The organism is Xanthomonas cassavae CFBP 4642 (assembly GCF_000454545.1).
GTDB classification, from domain to species: Bacteria; Pseudomonadota; Gammaproteobacteria; order Xanthomonadales; family Xanthomonadaceae; genus Xanthomonas; species Xanthomonas cassavae.
The window spans coordinates 1408352-1423576 of record NZ_CM002139.1; the positions used below are offsets into that span (position 1 = coordinate 1408352).

A 15225-nucleotide genomic window follows, 5' to 3' on the forward strand; every position below is an offset into this window, starting at 1 on the left:
CGCCCTTGTCGTGCTTACTTCAACGCCTTGAAGCGCAGACGCTTCGGGCCGGCATCGTCGCCCATGCGGCGGCGCTTGTCTTCTTCGTATTCGCGGTAGTTGCCCTGGAAGAACTCCACGTGCGAGTCGCCTTCGAACGCCAGGATGTGCGTGGCGATACGGTCCAGGAACCAGCGGTCATGCGAAATCACGAAGGTGTTGCCGGGGAACTCCAGCAACGCATCTTCCAGTGCGCGCAGCGTTTCGATGTCCAGGTCGTTGGACGGTTCGTCGAGCAGCAGCACATTGCCGCCCTGCAACAGCGTCTTGGCCATGTGCAGGCGACCGCGCTCACCGCCGGACAGCGAGCCGACCATCTTCTGCTGGTCCTGGCCCTTGAAGTTGAAGCGGCCGATGTAGGCGCGCGACTGGATCTCCACGCCATTGATGTTGAGGATGTCCAGGCCGCCGGCAATTTCCTGGAACACGTTGTGGTTGCCTTCCAGTGCGTCGCGGCTCTGGTCCACGTAGGACAGCTGCACGGTCGGGCCGACCACGATCTCGCCGGAATCGGGCTTCTCCTGGCCGGTGATCATCTTGAACAGCGTCGACTTACCGGCACCGTTGGGGCCGATGATGCCGACGATGGCGCCCGGCGGCACGAGCATCGACAGGTTGTCGATCAGCAGCCGGTCGCCGAACTTCTTGGAGACGTTCTTGAATTCCATCACCGAGTTGCCCAGGCGCTCGCCCGGCGGAATGAAGATTTCATTGGTCTCGTTGCGGCGCTGGTAATCCACCGACTGCAGCTCTTCCAGGCGGGCCAGACGCGCCTTGCCCTTGGTGCGGCCGCCCTTGGCATTCTGCCGCGACCATTCCAGTTCCTTCTGGATCGCCTTCTGGCGTGACTTTTCTTGGTTGTCTTCCTGCTTGAGGCGCTCGTCCTTCTGGGTCAGCCAGTCGGTGTAGTTGCCCTTCCACGGAATGCCGCGGCCGCGGTCCAGTTCCAGGATCCACTCGGCGGCGTTGTCCAGGAAGTAGCGATCATGGGTCACCGCCACCACGGTGCCGGTGTAGCGCGCCAGGAACTGCTCCAGCCATTCCACCGACTCGGCGTCCAGGTGGTTGGTCGGTTCGTCGAGCAGCAGCATGTCCGGCTTCTGCAGCAGCAGGCGGCACAGCGCCACGCGGCGCTTCTCGCCACCGGACAGCTTGCCCACGATCGCGTCCCACGGCGGCAGGCGCAGCGCATCGGCGGCCACGTCCAGCTGATTTTCCAGGGTGTGGGCATCGCCGGCGGCCAGGATCGCCTCCAGGCGCTCCTGTTCCTTGGCCAGCGCATCGAAGTCGGCGCCTTCTTCGGCATAGGCAAGATACACCGCATCCAGCGCGGCCTGGGCCTGCAGCACGTCGCCCACGCCTTCTTCGACCGCCTCGCGCACGGTGTGCTCGGGGTTGAGCTGCGGTTCCTGCGCCAGGTAGCCGACCTTGATACCGGCCTGCGGACGGGCTTCGCCCTCGAAATCGGTATCCACCCCGGCCATGATCTTCAGCACCGTCGACTTGCCGGCGCCGTTCAGGCCCAGCAGGCCGATCTTGGCGCCCGGGAAGAAGCTCAGCGAAATGTCCTTGATGATCTGCCGCTTGGGCGGGACCACCTTGCTGACGCGGTTCATGGTGTAGATGTATTGCGACATGGGTGCTCCGTGGACGCAGGCAGCCCGCCGGCCGAGGCCGGAGGCAGCGGAAAATGGATTGCGCCGATTATACCGGCAACTGCCTGGAGCCGCGGCGGGCCGATCCGGAGCTAAACAACAGCCTACCTATTACCTGAATAGGGATTTTCGTAACCGATTCCAGCAAGAATGCGTTAAGGCGGGCAGCGTCGTAATGAAATTGCGAGATCGCAAACAGGAGCTGGTCATGAACCGCAAACGCATCGTTACCGTTGTGCTTTCCTCCATCCTGGCGCTGGGTTCCGTGGCACCGGCTGCGTTCGCCGGGGACTGGGACCGCGACCACGATCGCCGCGGCCACGACCGCGATCACCGCGGCGACTGGCGCAACGACCGCCGTGATTGGCGCGACGATCGCCAGGCCGACCGTCGCGAGTGGCGCGATGACCGCCGCCACTACAGCAGCGGTTACCGCGAGGGCTACCGCGACGCGCGCTACCAGGATCGCCGCTACGACCGCAGGCCGGTCTATGTCTACGACCGCCCGTCTTACTACCGCGCCGGCCCACCGCCGCGTCCGTATTGGGCCCGCGGCCAGCGCTATCACGGCCCGGTCTACGTGATCAACGACTACGACCGCTACGACCTGCGCCGCCCGCCGTATGGCTACCGCTGGCAGCGCGACGACCGCGGCAACCTGCTGCTGATCGCCATCGCCACCGGCATCATTGCCGACCTGGTGCTCAACAACTAAGCCGACGCTGCGACCAGCGGCTTCCAGCCGCTGGAGGGCAATCGAGCCGGTCAACACACAAGGGCGCACCTTCGGGTGCGCCTTTGCCATGTGTGTCGCGCGGGCGCATGGGCTGCGTCCTCAGCCGATTGGTCACCCGTGCGGCGGGGGCTTACAATCGGCGGCCTTACTGGCTGCAGCTGCCCCGGAGCTTCGAATGTTCTCGCGCGACGTCCGACTGGAAACCTACGACCCCGAACTGGCCAACGCCATCGCCGCTGAAGTCGGCCGCCAGGAGGATCACGTCGAACTGATCGCCAGCGAGAACTACTGCAGCGCGCTGGTGATGGAAGCGCAGGGCAGCCAGCTGACCAACAAGTACGCCGAAGGCTACCCGGGCAAGCGCTACTACGGCGGTTGCGAGTACGTGGACATCGCCGAGCAACTGGCGATCGACCGCATCAAGCAGGTGTTTGGCGCCGACTATGCGAACGTGCAGCCGCATAGCGGCTCGCAGGCCAACCAGGCGGTGTATCTGGCGCTGCTGCAGCCGGGCGACACCATCCTGGGCATGAGCCTGGCCCACGGCGGCCACCTGACCCACGGCGCCAAGGTCAATGTGTCCGGCAAGTTGTTCAATGCGGTGCAATACGGCGTCAACGAGCAGGGCCTGATCGACTACGACGCAGTGCAGCGTCTTGCCAGCGAGCACAAGCCGAAGATGGTGGTGGCCGGTTTCTCTGCGTACTCGCAGAAGATCGACTGGGCGCGCTTCCGCGCCATTGCCGACAGCGTCGGTGCGTATCTGTTCGTGGACATGGCCCACGTCGCCGGCCTGGTGGCTGCCGGGGTGTATCCCAGCCCGATGGAACATGCGCACGTGGTCACCTCGACCACCCACAAGACCCTGCGCGGCCCGCGCGGCGGCATCATCGTGGCCAAGGGCGCGAGCGAAGAGCTGCAGAAGAAGCTGCAGTCGATCGTGTTCCCCGGCATCCAGGGCGGCCCGCTGATGCACGTGATCGCGGCCAAGGCGGTGGCGTTCAAGGAAGCGCTGGAGCCGGCGTTCAAGACCTACCAGCAGCAGGTGGTCAAGAATGCCCAGGCGATGGCCAGGACGCTGATCGCACGCGGCTACAAGATCGTCTCCGGTGGCACCGAAAATCACCTGATGCTGGTGGACATGATCGGTCGCGATGTCTCCGGCAAGGATGCCGAAGCCGCGCTGGGCAAGGCCCACATCACCGTCAACAAGAATTCGGTCCCCAACGACCCGCGCTCGCCGTTCGTGACCTCGGGCCTGCGTCTGGGCACGCCGGCGATCACCACGCGCGGTTACAAGGAACAAGACAGCATCGACCTGGCCAACTGGATCGCCGACGTGCTGGACGCCCCGAGCGACGAAGCCGTGCTGGCCAAGGTGGGCGAGGCGGTGACCGCGCAGTGCAAGAAATATCCGGTGTATGGCTGAGGTGCCGGGAGTGGTGATTCGGGATTCGGGATGGGTGAGCAGCCGGCCCGCTATGCTGCGTCTGCCAATCCCCAATCTCCATTCCCCAATCCCGGCGCCCTGATGCACTGCCCCTTCTGCCAGCACGACGACACCCGCGTGATCGATTCGCGCGTGTCCGAAGACGGAACGACGATTCGTCGGCGCCGTGAGTGCGAGGCGTGCGGTGAGCGTTTCAGCACGTTGGAAACGATCGAACTGAAGCTGCCCAGCGTGGTCAAGAGCGACGGTGGGCGCGAGGCGTTCGACGCGCGCAAGCTGCGCACCAGTTTCGACCGCGCGCTGCAGAAACGGCCGGTGGCCGAGGAGCAGATCGAGGCGGCGGTGCGCTCGGTCGTGCACCAGTTGCGCATGTCCGGCGAGCGCGAGGTGGGTTCGTTGCGGGTAGGCGAATACGTGATGGTCGAGCTGCGCAAGCTCGATCATGTCGGCTATGTGCGGTTCGCGTCGGTCTACCGCAGCTTTCAGGATGTGGCTGACTTTCGCGAAGAAATCGAAAAGCTCGAACGCGAGCTTCCGGTCGGCAGCGAGCAGCTGCCGTTGCTGGAAGCGGCGCTGGAACGTGCCGGCAAACCCGGCAAGCGCTGAGCGCAGTGCGCATCGCCTGCGTGGCGGACACGCCGCAGCATCTGCTGGCCATTGCGCAGGCGCACCTGCAGGCGTTCGGCGCGTTGTTGCCCGACTGGACCTTGGACCAGGCGCTGGACGAATTGCGCAGTCACACGCGCGACGACGTCATTCCCGCCAGCTGGATCGCGCTCGATCGCTCGCGCTGGCTCGGTTCGATCAGCCTGCTGGACACCGACGACGCCCGTCTCGGGCCATGGTCGCCCTGGCTGGCATCGCTGTACGTGCAGCCGCAGGCGCGCGGGCAGGGCATTGGCGAGGCCTTGGTGGCGCACTGCGTGCAGGCCGCTGCACGCGCGAAGGTGCCGCTGCTGTATCTGTATTGCCAGCCGGCGCTGGTGCCGTTCTACCAACGCCTGGGATGGCAGATGCACACCGCGCTTGTGTTGGGGCCGATGCAGATCGTGGTGATGTGCATCGTGCCGGGCCTGTCTGCGCAATGACTGCGCTGGTCGCCAGAGCCGATGCACGTGTGGCCGGGCCTGACTCCCATCGCATGGACATGAGCAAGCTCGCCGGCCATGTCGTGACTCAGGTGTCGGCAGGGGCAGGCCGAGCGCGTCGACAAACTGCGCCGTCGTGCCAACGGCGTGCCCGGCTGCGATCGTCAACAAGGAGTGTCAGCATGTGGCCACCGGTCACGATGCGCCGATGGCAGGGCATGGCTTTGAGACTCCTGCCTGGCCAGGACGCGGCGAACGAGGGCGTTATGAGCAGCGCTGACATCAACCGTCACCACCGTGCAGACGCGCAGCTGCAGATCGCATCCGCCATGACCTGCAAGGCGCAGCACAGACTCAAGGATCCAACCTGATGCAGACCGTAAGTGCGACTGCCGAGGACCACCGCTGGATGGCGCAAGCCCTGCGCCTGGCCGAGCACGGTGCCTACACCACGCGACCGAACCCGATGGTGGGCTGCGTGATCGTGCGCGATGGTGTCTGTGTGGGCGAAGGCTTCCATCAACGTGCTGGCGGTCCGCACGCCGAAGTCTTCGCGTTGCGGGCTGCCGGTGCGCAGGCGCGTGGGGCCACCGCCTATGTCACCCTGGAGCCATGCGCGCATTACGGGCGTACGCCCCCCTGCGCCTTGGCCTTGATCGAGGCTGGCGTGGCACGTGTGGTGGCCGCCATGGCCGACCCATTTCCGCAGGTCAACGGCGGTGGATTTGCGCTGCTGCGTGAAGCAGGAATCGAGGTGGTCAGCGGGGTGCTGCAGGCGCAGGCACGCGCGCTCAATCGCGGCTTTCTATCGCGGGTGGAGCGGGGCAGGCCGTGGTTGCGGGTCAAGCTGGGCGCCAGCCTGGATGGACGCACTGCGCTGGCCAGTGGCCAGGCCAAATGGATCACCGGCAGCGACGCGCGTGCCGATGTGCAGCGCTGGCGCGCACGCGCCGGCGCGATCCTGACCGGTGCCGGCACGGTGCTGGCCGACGATCCGTCGATGACGGTACGGCTGGGCGACGATAGGCCGTTCGTGCCGCCGCTGCGGGTCGTCCTGGACGCCGGCCTGCGCACGCTTGCGTGCACCGCCATCCGCCAGGGCGACGCGCCGACGCTCTACATGCATGGCGAGGGGAGGATGCCGCCGCCGCTCGAAGCTGCCGAGTTCGTCGGCTTGCCGTTGCACGACGGCCGTCTCGATCTGACGGCCGTACTGGCCGTGCTTGCCGAACGCGGCATCAACGAGGTGCATGCAGAGGCCGGCGCCACCCTGAGTGGCGCACTCCTGCAGGCCGGGCTGGTGGATGAAATAGTGGTCTACCTGGCGCCAGTGTTGTTGGGCGATAGCGCACGGCCGCTGGTGGCGGGCCTGGACATCCAGACGCTGGCACAGCGCCAGCAGCTGCACTTGCTTGACGTTCGTCAGTTGGGTCAGGACCTGCGCCTGCGCTATACGCCAGTGACGGCTGCTTGATCCCCCGACCAAGCGCTGTTCGATCCACGCAGCTGGGGCGCGTAACGCATGGTGTTACTGCCTGTGCCAAGCCGATGATGCGAATGGCCGAGAGGCGTGCCACGCAATTCAAGCGTGCCGGTGCGGTCCCGCGCGCCGGATGTCGTTCGGCTTGCGTGCGCACTGGCCTGCTGCATACATGGTGCGTCGCGCTGCGCAATCACACGCACTGACGCAGCACTTCGCAAGGGGACGAGCTGCATACGTGCACTCTTCAGTGCGTGCCGATTGCCCTGGTCCGGCTGTGGCAACGCGCATCCTGCCACTAAAAAGGCCCCGCAAGCGGGGCCCTTGTAACGCACTGATGCGATCGATCAGAAGCTTGCGCGCACGCCGACCTTGTACTGGTTGGCGTTGTCGATGAACTCGACTTCGCCGACCAGGCCCCAGGTGGTGGTGAAGTTCACCTGGCCGCCCAGGGTGCCGACGAACTCGCCTTCGTCCACGTCGCTGCCATCGATGTAACCTGCCTTGACCCACGCTTCGGTGCGCGGCGAGGGCTTGCCGCGCAGGCCGAGGTTGGCGAAACCCAGGTTGGTCGAATCGGAGGAGCTGGCCAGGCTGCGGCCGCCCTGACGCACGTCGAACTCGCCCTTGTTGCGCAGGACGCTGATGTCGGCGGTGAAATCCACGCGCTCGGTCATTTCCTGGCGGTAGCCGATCCCGAGGTGGGCCTGCTGCACGGTGGCGTCCAGAGTGACACCCGGAACCAATGCATAGTCGTTGGTGGCGCGCTGGTAACCGGCAACCACGTAGACCGGCTGAGCGATCTGCCAGGAACCACGCACGTAGCCGCCGTCGACATCGTCGGACGAGCCGTTGACGGTGATGTCGGTACGACTCCAGCCGCCTTCGACATAGCTGTAGCGCAGGCCTTCGGCCGAGGCGGCAATCGGTGCGGCGGCGAACAGGGCAGCCAGGATAAGGGTGTTACGCATGGATACTTCTCTCCAAATGGTGTCCGTGTCTCCATCCCAGGGCGGGACGAATGGGCGACGTCTCCCGTCGCGGCGCGAAACTTAACAAGAATTTCACAATGTTGGCTATGGGGAATTTCCTGACATGACGCAGCGTGTCGCCAGCCATGGCCTTCAGACAGCCAAGGGCAGAACAGGCGCTGTTAGACTTGCCGAGCCGGTTCGCCGGCACTTACGAACGTCTTCAGGGCGGGGTGCGATTCCCCACCGGCGGTAGGCACGTGCGAGCGTGCGAGCCCGCGAGCGCTTCGCTGCCGACCCGCCCCGTGCGGACGCGGGGGCGAAGGTCAGCAGATCCGGTCCAATGCCGGAGCCGACGGTATAGTCCGGATGAAAGAAGACGGCCAACGCGCAGCCCTCGCGGTTGCGCGCGCGCCCGTTTGCTTTGCCTTGTGGCGTTTTTCGCTCAACCTCTGCGAGAAACGACTATGTCTTTGCATCACCCGCTGCGCTGTAGTTCACCTGTCCACTGCCCGACTCCTGCGCAGCGCTCGCTGCAGAAGGGGGCGCACTGATGTTCACCGGAATCATCGAGGGCGTCGGCCGTCTGGCCGCGCGCCAGCCGCAGGGCGGCGATGTGCGCTTCACCTTTGCCACCGGCAGCCTGCCGTTCGATGCCGTGCAGCTGGGCGAGAGCATCGCGGTCAATGGCGTGTGCCTGACCGTGATCGGGTTCGACGCGACCCGCTTCCAGGCCGATGCGTCCACCGAAACCCTGTCGCTGACCACGCTGGGTGCGTTGCCCGAAGGCGCGGTGATCAATCTCGAACGCGCGATGCGCCCTACCGACCGGCTTGGCGGTCATCTGGTCAGCGGGCATGTCGATGGCGTGGGCCAGGTGCACTCTGTCCATGACGACGCCCGCGCGCAGCGCTGGCGCTTTGCAGCACCGCCCGAGGTGCTGCGCTATGTCGCCAAGAAGGGGTCGATCTGCGTCGACGGCGTCAGCCTGACCGTCAACGCCGTGGACGATGCCGGCTTCGAGGTCGCGCTGATCCCGCATACCGTGGCAAACACGGCGTTTTCCGCAACGGCGGTGGGGGCGGCGGTGAATCTGGAAATCGACCTGGTGGCGCGTTATGTCGAACGCCTGCTCGGCACGCGGGGTGCGGCATGAATTTCGCACCGGTTCCCGAGCTGATCGAAGAGTTGCGTGCCGGGCGCATGGTAGTGATCGTCGATGACGAAGACCGCGAAAACGAGGGCGATCTGATCATGGCCGCCGAGTTGGTCAAGCCGTCGGACATCAACTTCATGGTCACCCATGCGCGCGGCCTGGTGTGCCTGTCGCTGACCCGCGAGCGTTGCGCGCAGCTCGGCCTGGCGCCGATGGTGCGCAACAACACCGCGCAGTTCCAGACCAACTTCACCGTCAGCATCGAAGCGGCCGAAGGCGTGACCACCGGCATCTCCGCCTACGACCGCGCACACACCGTGCGCACCGCGGTACGTCCGGATGCCAAGCCGCAGGATCTGAGCCAGCCGGGGCATATCTTCCCGCTGATCTCCCAGCCCGGCGGCGTGCTGACCCGTGCCGGTCACACAGAGGCGGCCAGCGACCTGCCGATGCTGGCCGGGCTGGAACCGGCCGGCGTGCTGGTGGAAGTGCTCAACCCGGACGGCAGCATGGCGCGGCGCCCGCAGCTGGAAGTGTTCGCGCGCGAGCATGGGCTGAAGATGGGCTCGATCGCCGACCTGATCGCCTACCGGCTGGCCAACGAGCACACCGTCGAGCGGGTGGACGCGCGCGAGATCAGCACCGAGTTTGGACCATTCCAACTGGTGACCTACCGCGATCGCATCGCCCACGACCTGCACTTCGCTCTGGTGCGCGGCACGGCCGATCCGCACACGCCCACGCTGGTGCGCGTGCAGGTGGAGAACCCGCTGGCCGACCTGCTGCACTGGCAGCGCGAGGATTTCGGCGTGGCGGCCACCGACGCCTTGCGCGCCATCGCTGCCGAAGGGCAGGGCGTGATGGTGGTGCTGTCGGCCCCGCGCGACAGCGAATCGTTGTTGGCGCGGTTGCGCCAGCAGCCTGAGGCCGCCACCAATGCCAAGGACGTCAGCCAGTGGCGGCGCAATGGCGCCGGCGCGCAGATCCTGGCCGAACTGGGCCTGGGCCAGCTGCGTGTGCTGGGGACACCGCGGCGTCAGGTCGGCCTGGCCGGCTTCGGACTGGAAGTGGTGGAGTACCTGGAATGCCATCCGGGCCAGGGCCTGCGCTCGGTGCCGCCGGACGCGGTGCCGTAACCGATGGGCCGGTGCCGCGCCATGGCGTGGCACTGGTGCAGTCTGGCCGCCGATGCGCCGGCCGCAGTGCAGTCGCAGGCGGTGCCCGGGCCTCCGGTCGCCGCCTGCCTATCGCCTGCCCATACTGCGTTGGCGCCAAGCGCCCGGCGCCAAAGCCGGGCCTGCTTTGCCGGGCCACGCCGTGCCGGTGCCCGCCGGGGCTGACCCCGGCAGCTGTTAAACTTCCCGCCCCCTCGAGTTGCCGACCCGCATGACCCACTACGAAGGCGATCTTCGCCCCACCACCGCGCGCTTTGCGATCATCGCCAGCCGCTGGAATGCCCGCATCACCGACGTGCTGGTTGCCGGCGCACGCCAGAGCCTGGCCGGCAACGGCATTGGCGAGGACGCCATCGACGTGATTCGCGTGCCTGGCGCCTGGGAAATCCCGATCGCCGCCAACCGCGTGGCGCAGGCCGGCCAGCATGGCGCGATCATCGCGCTGGGCTGCGTGATTCGTGGCGATACCCGCCATTACGAACACGTGGCCGACCTGTGCGCCGAAGGCCTGATGAGCGTGCAGCTGCAGACCGGTGTGCCGGTGCTCAACGGCGTGCTGGCGGTCGAGCGCGTGGAAGATGCCGAGGCGCGTGCCGGCGGGAGCCATGGCAACAAGGGTGAGGAATGCGCGCTTGCCGCGCTGGAACTGGTGAATTTGATGGAGTTGTTGCCATGAGCAAGTCCGGTGGACATGCACGCCACGGCCGTCGCGACGGCATCGACCCGGTGCTGCGTTCGCGCGCGCGCCGCCGCGCCCTGCAGGCGGTGTATGCCTGGCAGATCTCCGGCGGCTTCGCCAAGCAGGTGATTGCCCAGTTCGCGCATGAGCAGGCGCACGAAGTGGCCGATCTGGCGTATTTCGAGAGCCTGGTCGATGGCGTGATCGCCAACCGTGCCGAACTGGATACCGCGCTGACGCCGTATCTGGACCGCGGCGTGGAAGAAGTCGATGCGATCGAGCGCGCGGTGCTGCGCCTGGCCGCCTACGAGCTGTTGTACCGGCAGGACGTGCCGTATCGCGTGGTCATCAACGAAGCGATCGAAACCGCCAAGCGCTTCGGCTCCGAACATGGCCACACCTATGTCAATGGCGTGCTGGATCGCGCCGCGGTGGAGTGGCGCAAGGTGGAGTCGGGCGCCTGAGGCGCCGAGATTCGGCATTCGTGATTCGGGATTGGCAGCGAGCGCCGGTCCCGCTGATGCAAGGTGCGAGCGCCTTCGCTTGAGTGACGCAGCCTTGAGTTGATCCACCACGTCTGCGCTGTCGCATCCTTCGATAGGACGGCTGGCCAGCTGTCGTGTCGCACCTCGCACCGCCTGCTGTTACCAATCCCGAATGCCAAATCCCCACTCCCGGCCCTTCACATGCCCGAATTCGATCTGATCGCCCGTCTGCGCGCCCGTATTGCGGCGCGTGCCGATGTGCCGTTGGGTATTGGCGACGATGCGGCACTGTTGCAGCCGCCGGCCGGCGAGCAGTTGGCGATCACCGCCGATACGCTCAATGCCGGGGTGCATTTCCCGCGTCAGACGCTGGCTGCCGATGTCGGCTGGAAGACCTTGGCGGTGAACTTGTCTGATCTGGCGGCCATGGGCGCGCAGCCGCGCTGGTGCACCTTGTCGCTGTCGCTGCCCAGCGACGATCTGGCCTGGGTGGACGGGTTTGCCGATGGCTTCTTTGCGCTGGCCGATGCGCACGACATCGCCCTGGTCGGTGGCGACACCACGCGTGGGCCGTTGTCGTGCGCGGTGACCGCGATCGGCAGCGTGCCGCCGGGCGCGGCGTTGCGTCGCGATGGCGCGCGCGTGGGCGATGACGTGTGGGTCACCGGGTCACCAGGCGAAGCCGCAGCGGCATTGTCACTGTGGCAGGCCGGCCGGCTGGATGTCACGCAGGTAGCGGCGGATGCCGTGCATGAAACCTGGCGCGGCCGTCTGCTGCGCCCGCAGCCACGTGTGCAGGCCGGCTTGCGTCTGCGCGGGCTTGCGCATGCCTGCGTGGATGTCTCGGACGGTCTGCTGGCCGATCTGGGCCATCTGTGCGAGCGCAGCGGTGTGGGCGCGCAGATCCTGTCAACGGCGCTGCCGCCGCTGCCGCGCGATGCCGACATCGATGCGCTCACCTGCCTGGGATGGCAGCTCGGCGGTGGCGACGATTACGAGCTGTGCTTCACCGCCGCCCCGCCGCATCGCGATGCAGTGGAGCAGGCAATGGCGTTTGCCGGCGTGGCCGCAACGCGCATCGGCCGCATCGTGGCCGCACCGGGCGTGGTGGTGCATGACGCCGACGGCAATCCCTGGCATCCACCGCAGCGCGGGTATCAGCATTTCGTTGGCTGATGCGTGGGTTGGAGCGTGTGCAGGGGGTGCTGAGACGGCGCAGCGAAGCGGATCGCTGGGCGCGCGTCAGTTGGGCGCTAGTGTCTTGCTTGACCTCGGGTTGATGTTGCATCTGGAAACGACGAATGTTGCCGGCGGCCCTCATCCGCCCTTCGGGCACCTTCTCCCGCAAGCGGGAGAAGGCAGCGTGCTCGCGTAAGTCCGCCAGTCCTGCGCGATGAGTACATGTCGGCGGAGTTAGGCGCGAGTCCTGAATCCCGCCTCCCGATTCCCGATTCCCGATGGGCGGCGGTACAGCAGGGCAGCACGCGGCTGGCTCTCTCCGCGCCAACGGGTCTGCTCAGCCCCACCGGTGGCCTGATCGGCGGCAGCGCCAGCGGATGGCAATCGCGCATCGCCACCGATGTGCCCACTCTGGCCGACTCCGGCGTGGTGCTGGTCAGCGGCCTGCTGCAGGGCATCGGCTTGCCGGTGACCACCTCGATTCCGCTGGTCAACCGCGCCGGTGCCGCAGTGTGGGTCGGCTCGCCATCGAGCGCTGCACGGCGCCTGGCCGGTAGCCCGTCGCTGCGCGTGACCGTGATGCCCAGTCAGTCGAACGTAAGTCTGTTTGCGTATCTGTACCGCATGGACGCGTTGGGCGTGGCGCAGTTGATCACGCATGCACCGTATTCGCTGCGCGCTGCCAGCCCCGGCCGTGCGGTGACGCTGGACTGGACGTTGCAGGCCGCTGCCGCCAAGATCCCGGCCGGACAGCGACTGGTGCTGGTCATCGATACCCGCGACGCGCGCTACACCGATGCCAGCGACGGCGGCGGCACAGTAACGTTCTCCTCGCCGGTCGCAACCCCATCGGTGTTGAACGTGCCGCTGCGCTGACGCTTCGGAGGCCTAAAGTTGCGGCCTTGCGCCGTTGCCGTAGGACGCCTGTCCGCCCACCATCGTGGGACATGCTGCAAGTGCGTCCTTGCGACGGCGAGCAGGTCAGGTCCCGCGCAGCCGGCGATTTATGCGGAATTTACGCGGTGGCCAACGCAGGTCCATAGCGACTTTACGCAGCCCGGGAAGACACTGCACGGGTTGGCGGAGCGGTTCCGCCGTGGACGATTCCCATGCATCCCTTGACCTGTCTGCTGCATCGGCGGCGCGCGCGCGGTGCGGCGGCGCTTTGCCCTGGTGTCATGCCCCAACTGCCTGAAGATGCGGGCGGTCTCACGATGTCGCGCGGTTGCGCGTCTTTCGGGGAGTGACCGACATGCCTGCCTGGTTGTCCCTGCTGTGCGGCGTGGCCGTACTCGTTGCCGCCGCGTACCTGCTGTACGTGGTGCTGCGGCCCGAAGACTTCTGATGCGAGTGCGCTGCAATGACTGACACCTTTCTTGTTTACGCGCTGGCCATCGTGCTGGCGTGGCCCGCGGGCCGGTACCTGGCCGCGGTGATGCGCGGTGCCCCGATGCGGGGCGATGGCGTGTTCGGGCTGATCGAACGGCCCCTGTACGCGCTGCTTGACACGCGCCCGCAGCAGGGCATGTCCTGGCGCGGTTATGCCATGGCGCTCCTGATCAGCAACCTGGTGGTCGGCCTGCTGACCTGGGGAGTGTTCATGACCCAGGCGTGGTTGCCGCTCAATCCCGATGGCATTGCCAACCTGCGTTGGGATACCGCGCTGCACACGATGGTGTCGTTCCTCACCAACACCAACCAGCAGCACTACTCGGGCCAGTCGCAGTTGTCGTACCTGTCGCAGATGACCGGCGTCGTCGGTCTGCAGGTGGTGACGCCGATGATGGGCCTGGCATTGGCGGTGGCAACGCTGCGTGCGTTGTTCGGGGGGCGAGCCATCGCACGCACGTCCGATGCCTTGCCTGCGTCGGACGCAACGACAGGCGCCCGGCCAGGGATGACCGGGCAGGACGCGGAGGCACTCCCCGAAGCCGATGTCGGCAACTACTGGGCCGATGTCATCCGCGCCAGCGTGCGCGTGTTGCTGCCCCTGTGCCTGCTGTGGACCGTGCTGCTGGGTTGGCAGGGCGTGCCGTCCACGCTGCGGGGCGCGGCCACTGCCGTGCCGCTGGACAGCGGCGCCGGTATGCCTGAGCAGACCATTCCGGTAGGCCCGGTGGCGTCGATGGTGGCGGTCAAACAGCTCGGCACCAACGGTGGCGGCTGGTATGGCCCCAACAGCACGGTGGCGCTGGAAAACCCCACACCGCTGAGCAATTTCCTGGAGACCCTGGCACTGGTGCTGCTGCCGATGAGCGTGGTGTTCATGGTCGGCTCCCTGACCGGACGCAAACGGCTCACGGCGCTGGTGTTCGGCACCATGTTGACGATGTCGGCGGCGAGTACCGCGTTGTTGCTGTGGTCCGAGGCGCATTCGGGTAGTGCCGCTTCGCCGGCCCTGATGGAAGGCAAGGAAGTGCGCATCGGCGCCGACGCCTCCGCCTTGTGGGCGGCCTTGACCACGCAGACCTCCAACGGCTCGGTCAATGCGATGCACGATTCGCTGGCACCGCTGAGCGGCCTGGTCACGCTGGTGGACATGCTGATCAACGCGATCTGGGGCGGCATCGGCTGCGGTCTGCAGCAGTTCGTGGTGTATCTGCTGCTGAGCGTGTTCCTGGCCGGCCTGATGACCGGGCGCACGCCGGAGCTGTTCGGCCGCAAGATCGAAGCGCGCGAAGTGCAGTTGCTGGCATTGCTGATCCTGCTGCAGCCACTTGTGGTGTTGGGCTTTACCGCAGTGGCGCTGGCGGTGCCGGCGTTGACTGCCAATTCCAATCCCGGCTTTCACGGCATCAGCCAGGTGTTCTACGAGTACACCTCGGCGTTCGCCAACAACGGCTCGGGCTTCGAGGGGCTGGGCGATGCCACGTACTGGTGGAACCTGAGTTGCGCGGTGGTGCTGGCCCTGGGCCGCTACCCGGCATTGATCCTGCCGTTGATGGTGGCCGCGCGCATGGCGGTGAAGCGGCGCGCGCCCGAATCGGCCGGCAGCCTGCAAGTTGAAACGCCCACCTTTGCGCTGACCCTGATGGCGATCGTGCTGGTGCTGACCGTGCTGCAGTTCATGCCGGCACTGGTGCTGGGCCCCATCGCTGAACACCTCGCCCTGGCGGCGTCCTGAGAGTGAGC

15 protein-coding genes, 1 pseudogene and 1 riboswitch are annotated in these 15225 nt (G+C 66.5%); of the genes and pseudogenes, 14 read left to right on the forward strand and 2 right to left on the reverse strand.

Annotated features, from left to right (window positions below):
* Window positions 1-14 precede the first annotated feature (14 nt).
* Entirely contained in the window at window positions 15-1676 is a 1662-nt protein-coding gene (gene ettA / locus XCSCFBP4642_RS0106105) for an energy-dependent translational throttle protein EttA (protein WP_029219026.1), read from the reverse strand.
* A 226-nt stretch (window positions 1677-1902) separates the two neighbouring features.
* Here ettA and XCSCFBP4642_RS0106110 point away from each other — a divergent pair, with 226 nt between their 5' ends.
* The 6 genes from XCSCFBP4642_RS0106110 to ribD all read left to right on the forward strand — a co-directional run bounded on the left by XCSCFBP4642_RS0106110 (window position 1903) and on the right by ribD (window position 6442).
* Entirely contained in the window at window positions 1903-2409 is a 507-nt protein-coding gene (locus XCSCFBP4642_RS0106110) for an RcnB family protein (RefSeq protein WP_029219027.1), read from the forward strand.
* Window positions 2410-2605: 196 nt separating this feature from the next.
* Window positions 2606-3859: a serine hydroxymethyltransferase gene (gene glyA, locus XCSCFBP4642_RS0106115; protein WP_029219028.1), complete on the forward strand. Its 1254-nt coding sequence runs from the start codon at window positions 2606-2608 to the stop codon at window positions 3857-3859.
* A 102-nt stretch (window positions 3860-3961) separates the two neighbouring features.
* On the forward strand, window positions 3962-4486 hold the full coding sequence (gene nrdR / locus XCSCFBP4642_RS0106120) for a transcriptional regulator NrdR (protein ID WP_029219029.1): 525 nt from the start codon (window positions 3962-3964) through the stop codon (window positions 4484-4486).
* Window positions 4483-4968, forward strand: coding sequence for a GNAT family N-acetyltransferase (locus XCSCFBP4642_RS0106125; RefSeq protein ID WP_029219030.1), 486 nt, complete (start codon window positions 4483-4485; stop codon window positions 4966-4968). The genes nrdR and XCSCFBP4642_RS0106125 overlap by 4 nt, the downstream gene beginning before the upstream one ends.
* Before the next feature lie 182 nt (window positions 4969-5150).
* Window positions 5151-5339: a hypothetical protein gene (locus XCSCFBP4642_RS28310; RefSeq protein WP_152527229.1), complete on the forward strand. Its 189-nt coding sequence runs from the start codon at window positions 5151-5153 to the stop codon at window positions 5337-5339.
* A complete protein-coding gene (gene ribD, locus XCSCFBP4642_RS0106135) occupies window positions 5339-6442 on the forward strand; it encodes a bifunctional diaminohydroxyphosphoribosylaminopyrimidine deaminase/5-amino-6-(5-phosphoribosylamino)uracil reductase RibD (protein ID WP_029219031.1) in 1104 nt (367 codons plus the stop codon). The genes XCSCFBP4642_RS28310 and ribD overlap by 1 nt, the downstream gene beginning before the upstream one ends.
* A gap of 353 nt (window positions 6443-6795) precedes the next feature.
* Here ribD and XCSCFBP4642_RS0106140 read toward each other — a convergent pair whose 3' ends face one another.
* Window positions 6796-7419, reverse strand: coding sequence for a hypothetical protein (locus XCSCFBP4642_RS0106140; RefSeq protein WP_029219032.1), 624 nt, complete (start codon window positions 7417-7419; stop codon window positions 6796-6798).
* 215 nt (window positions 7420-7634) lie between these two features.
* A riboswitch (FMN riboswitch) is annotated at window positions 7635-7804 on the forward strand.
* 168 nt (window positions 7805-7972) lie between these two features.
* On the opposite strand from XCSCFBP4642_RS0106140, the gene XCSCFBP4642_RS0106145 reads away from it, so the two are divergent.
* From XCSCFBP4642_RS0106145 to kdpA, 8 genes and pseudogenes are all read left to right on the forward strand, one after another.
* Window positions 7973-8575 (forward strand): riboflavin synthase, encoded by a 603-nt coding sequence (locus XCSCFBP4642_RS0106145; RefSeq protein ID WP_029219033.1) that lies wholly within the window; start codon window positions 7973-7975, stop codon window positions 8573-8575.
* The gene (ribB, locus tag XCSCFBP4642_RS0106150; RefSeq protein ID WP_029219034.1) at window positions 8572-9711 is read left to right on the forward strand and encodes a 3,4-dihydroxy-2-butanone-4-phosphate synthase; all 1140 of its coding nucleotides are present in this window, start codon (window positions 8572-8574) and stop codon (window positions 9709-9711) included. The genes XCSCFBP4642_RS0106145 and ribB overlap by 4 nt, the downstream gene beginning before the upstream one ends.
* 250 nt (window positions 9712-9961) lie before the next feature.
* Complete coding sequence (ribH, locus tag XCSCFBP4642_RS0106155; protein WP_029219035.1) at window positions 9962-10426, forward strand: 6,7-dimethyl-8-ribityllumazine synthase; 465 nt, start codon at window positions 9962-9964, stop codon at window positions 10424-10426.
* Complete coding sequence (gene nusB, locus XCSCFBP4642_RS0106160; RefSeq protein WP_029219036.1) at window positions 10423-10893, forward strand: transcription antitermination factor NusB; 471 nt, start codon at window positions 10423-10425, stop codon at window positions 10891-10893. The genes ribH and nusB overlap by 4 nt, the downstream gene beginning before the upstream one ends.
* Before the next feature lie 222 nt (window positions 10894-11115).
* Complete coding sequence (thiL, locus tag XCSCFBP4642_RS0106165; RefSeq protein WP_029219037.1) at window positions 11116-12090, forward strand: thiamine-phosphate kinase; 975 nt, start codon at window positions 11116-11118, stop codon at window positions 12088-12090.
* Window positions 12091-12351: 261 nt separating this feature from the next.
* A pseudogene (locus XCSCFBP4642_RS0106170) lies at window positions 12352-12969 on the forward strand (CocE/NonD family hydrolase C-terminal non-catalytic domain-containing protein); the annotation flags it as partial.
* 376 nt (window positions 12970-13345) lie between these two features.
* Window positions 13346-13438 (forward strand): potassium-transporting ATPase subunit F, encoded by a 93-nt coding sequence (locus tag XCSCFBP4642_RS0106175; protein ID WP_006452907.1) that lies wholly within the window; start codon window positions 13346-13348, stop codon window positions 13436-13438.
* Window positions 13439-13453: 15 nt separating this feature from the next.
* Window positions 13454-15217 carry a potassium-transporting ATPase subunit KdpA gene (gene kdpA, locus XCSCFBP4642_RS0106180; protein ID WP_029219040.1) on the forward strand — a complete coding sequence of 588 codons (1764 nt, stop codon included), beginning with the start codon at window positions 13454-13456 and terminating at the stop codon, window positions 15215-15217.
* Window positions 15218-15225: the final 8 nt, after the last annotated feature.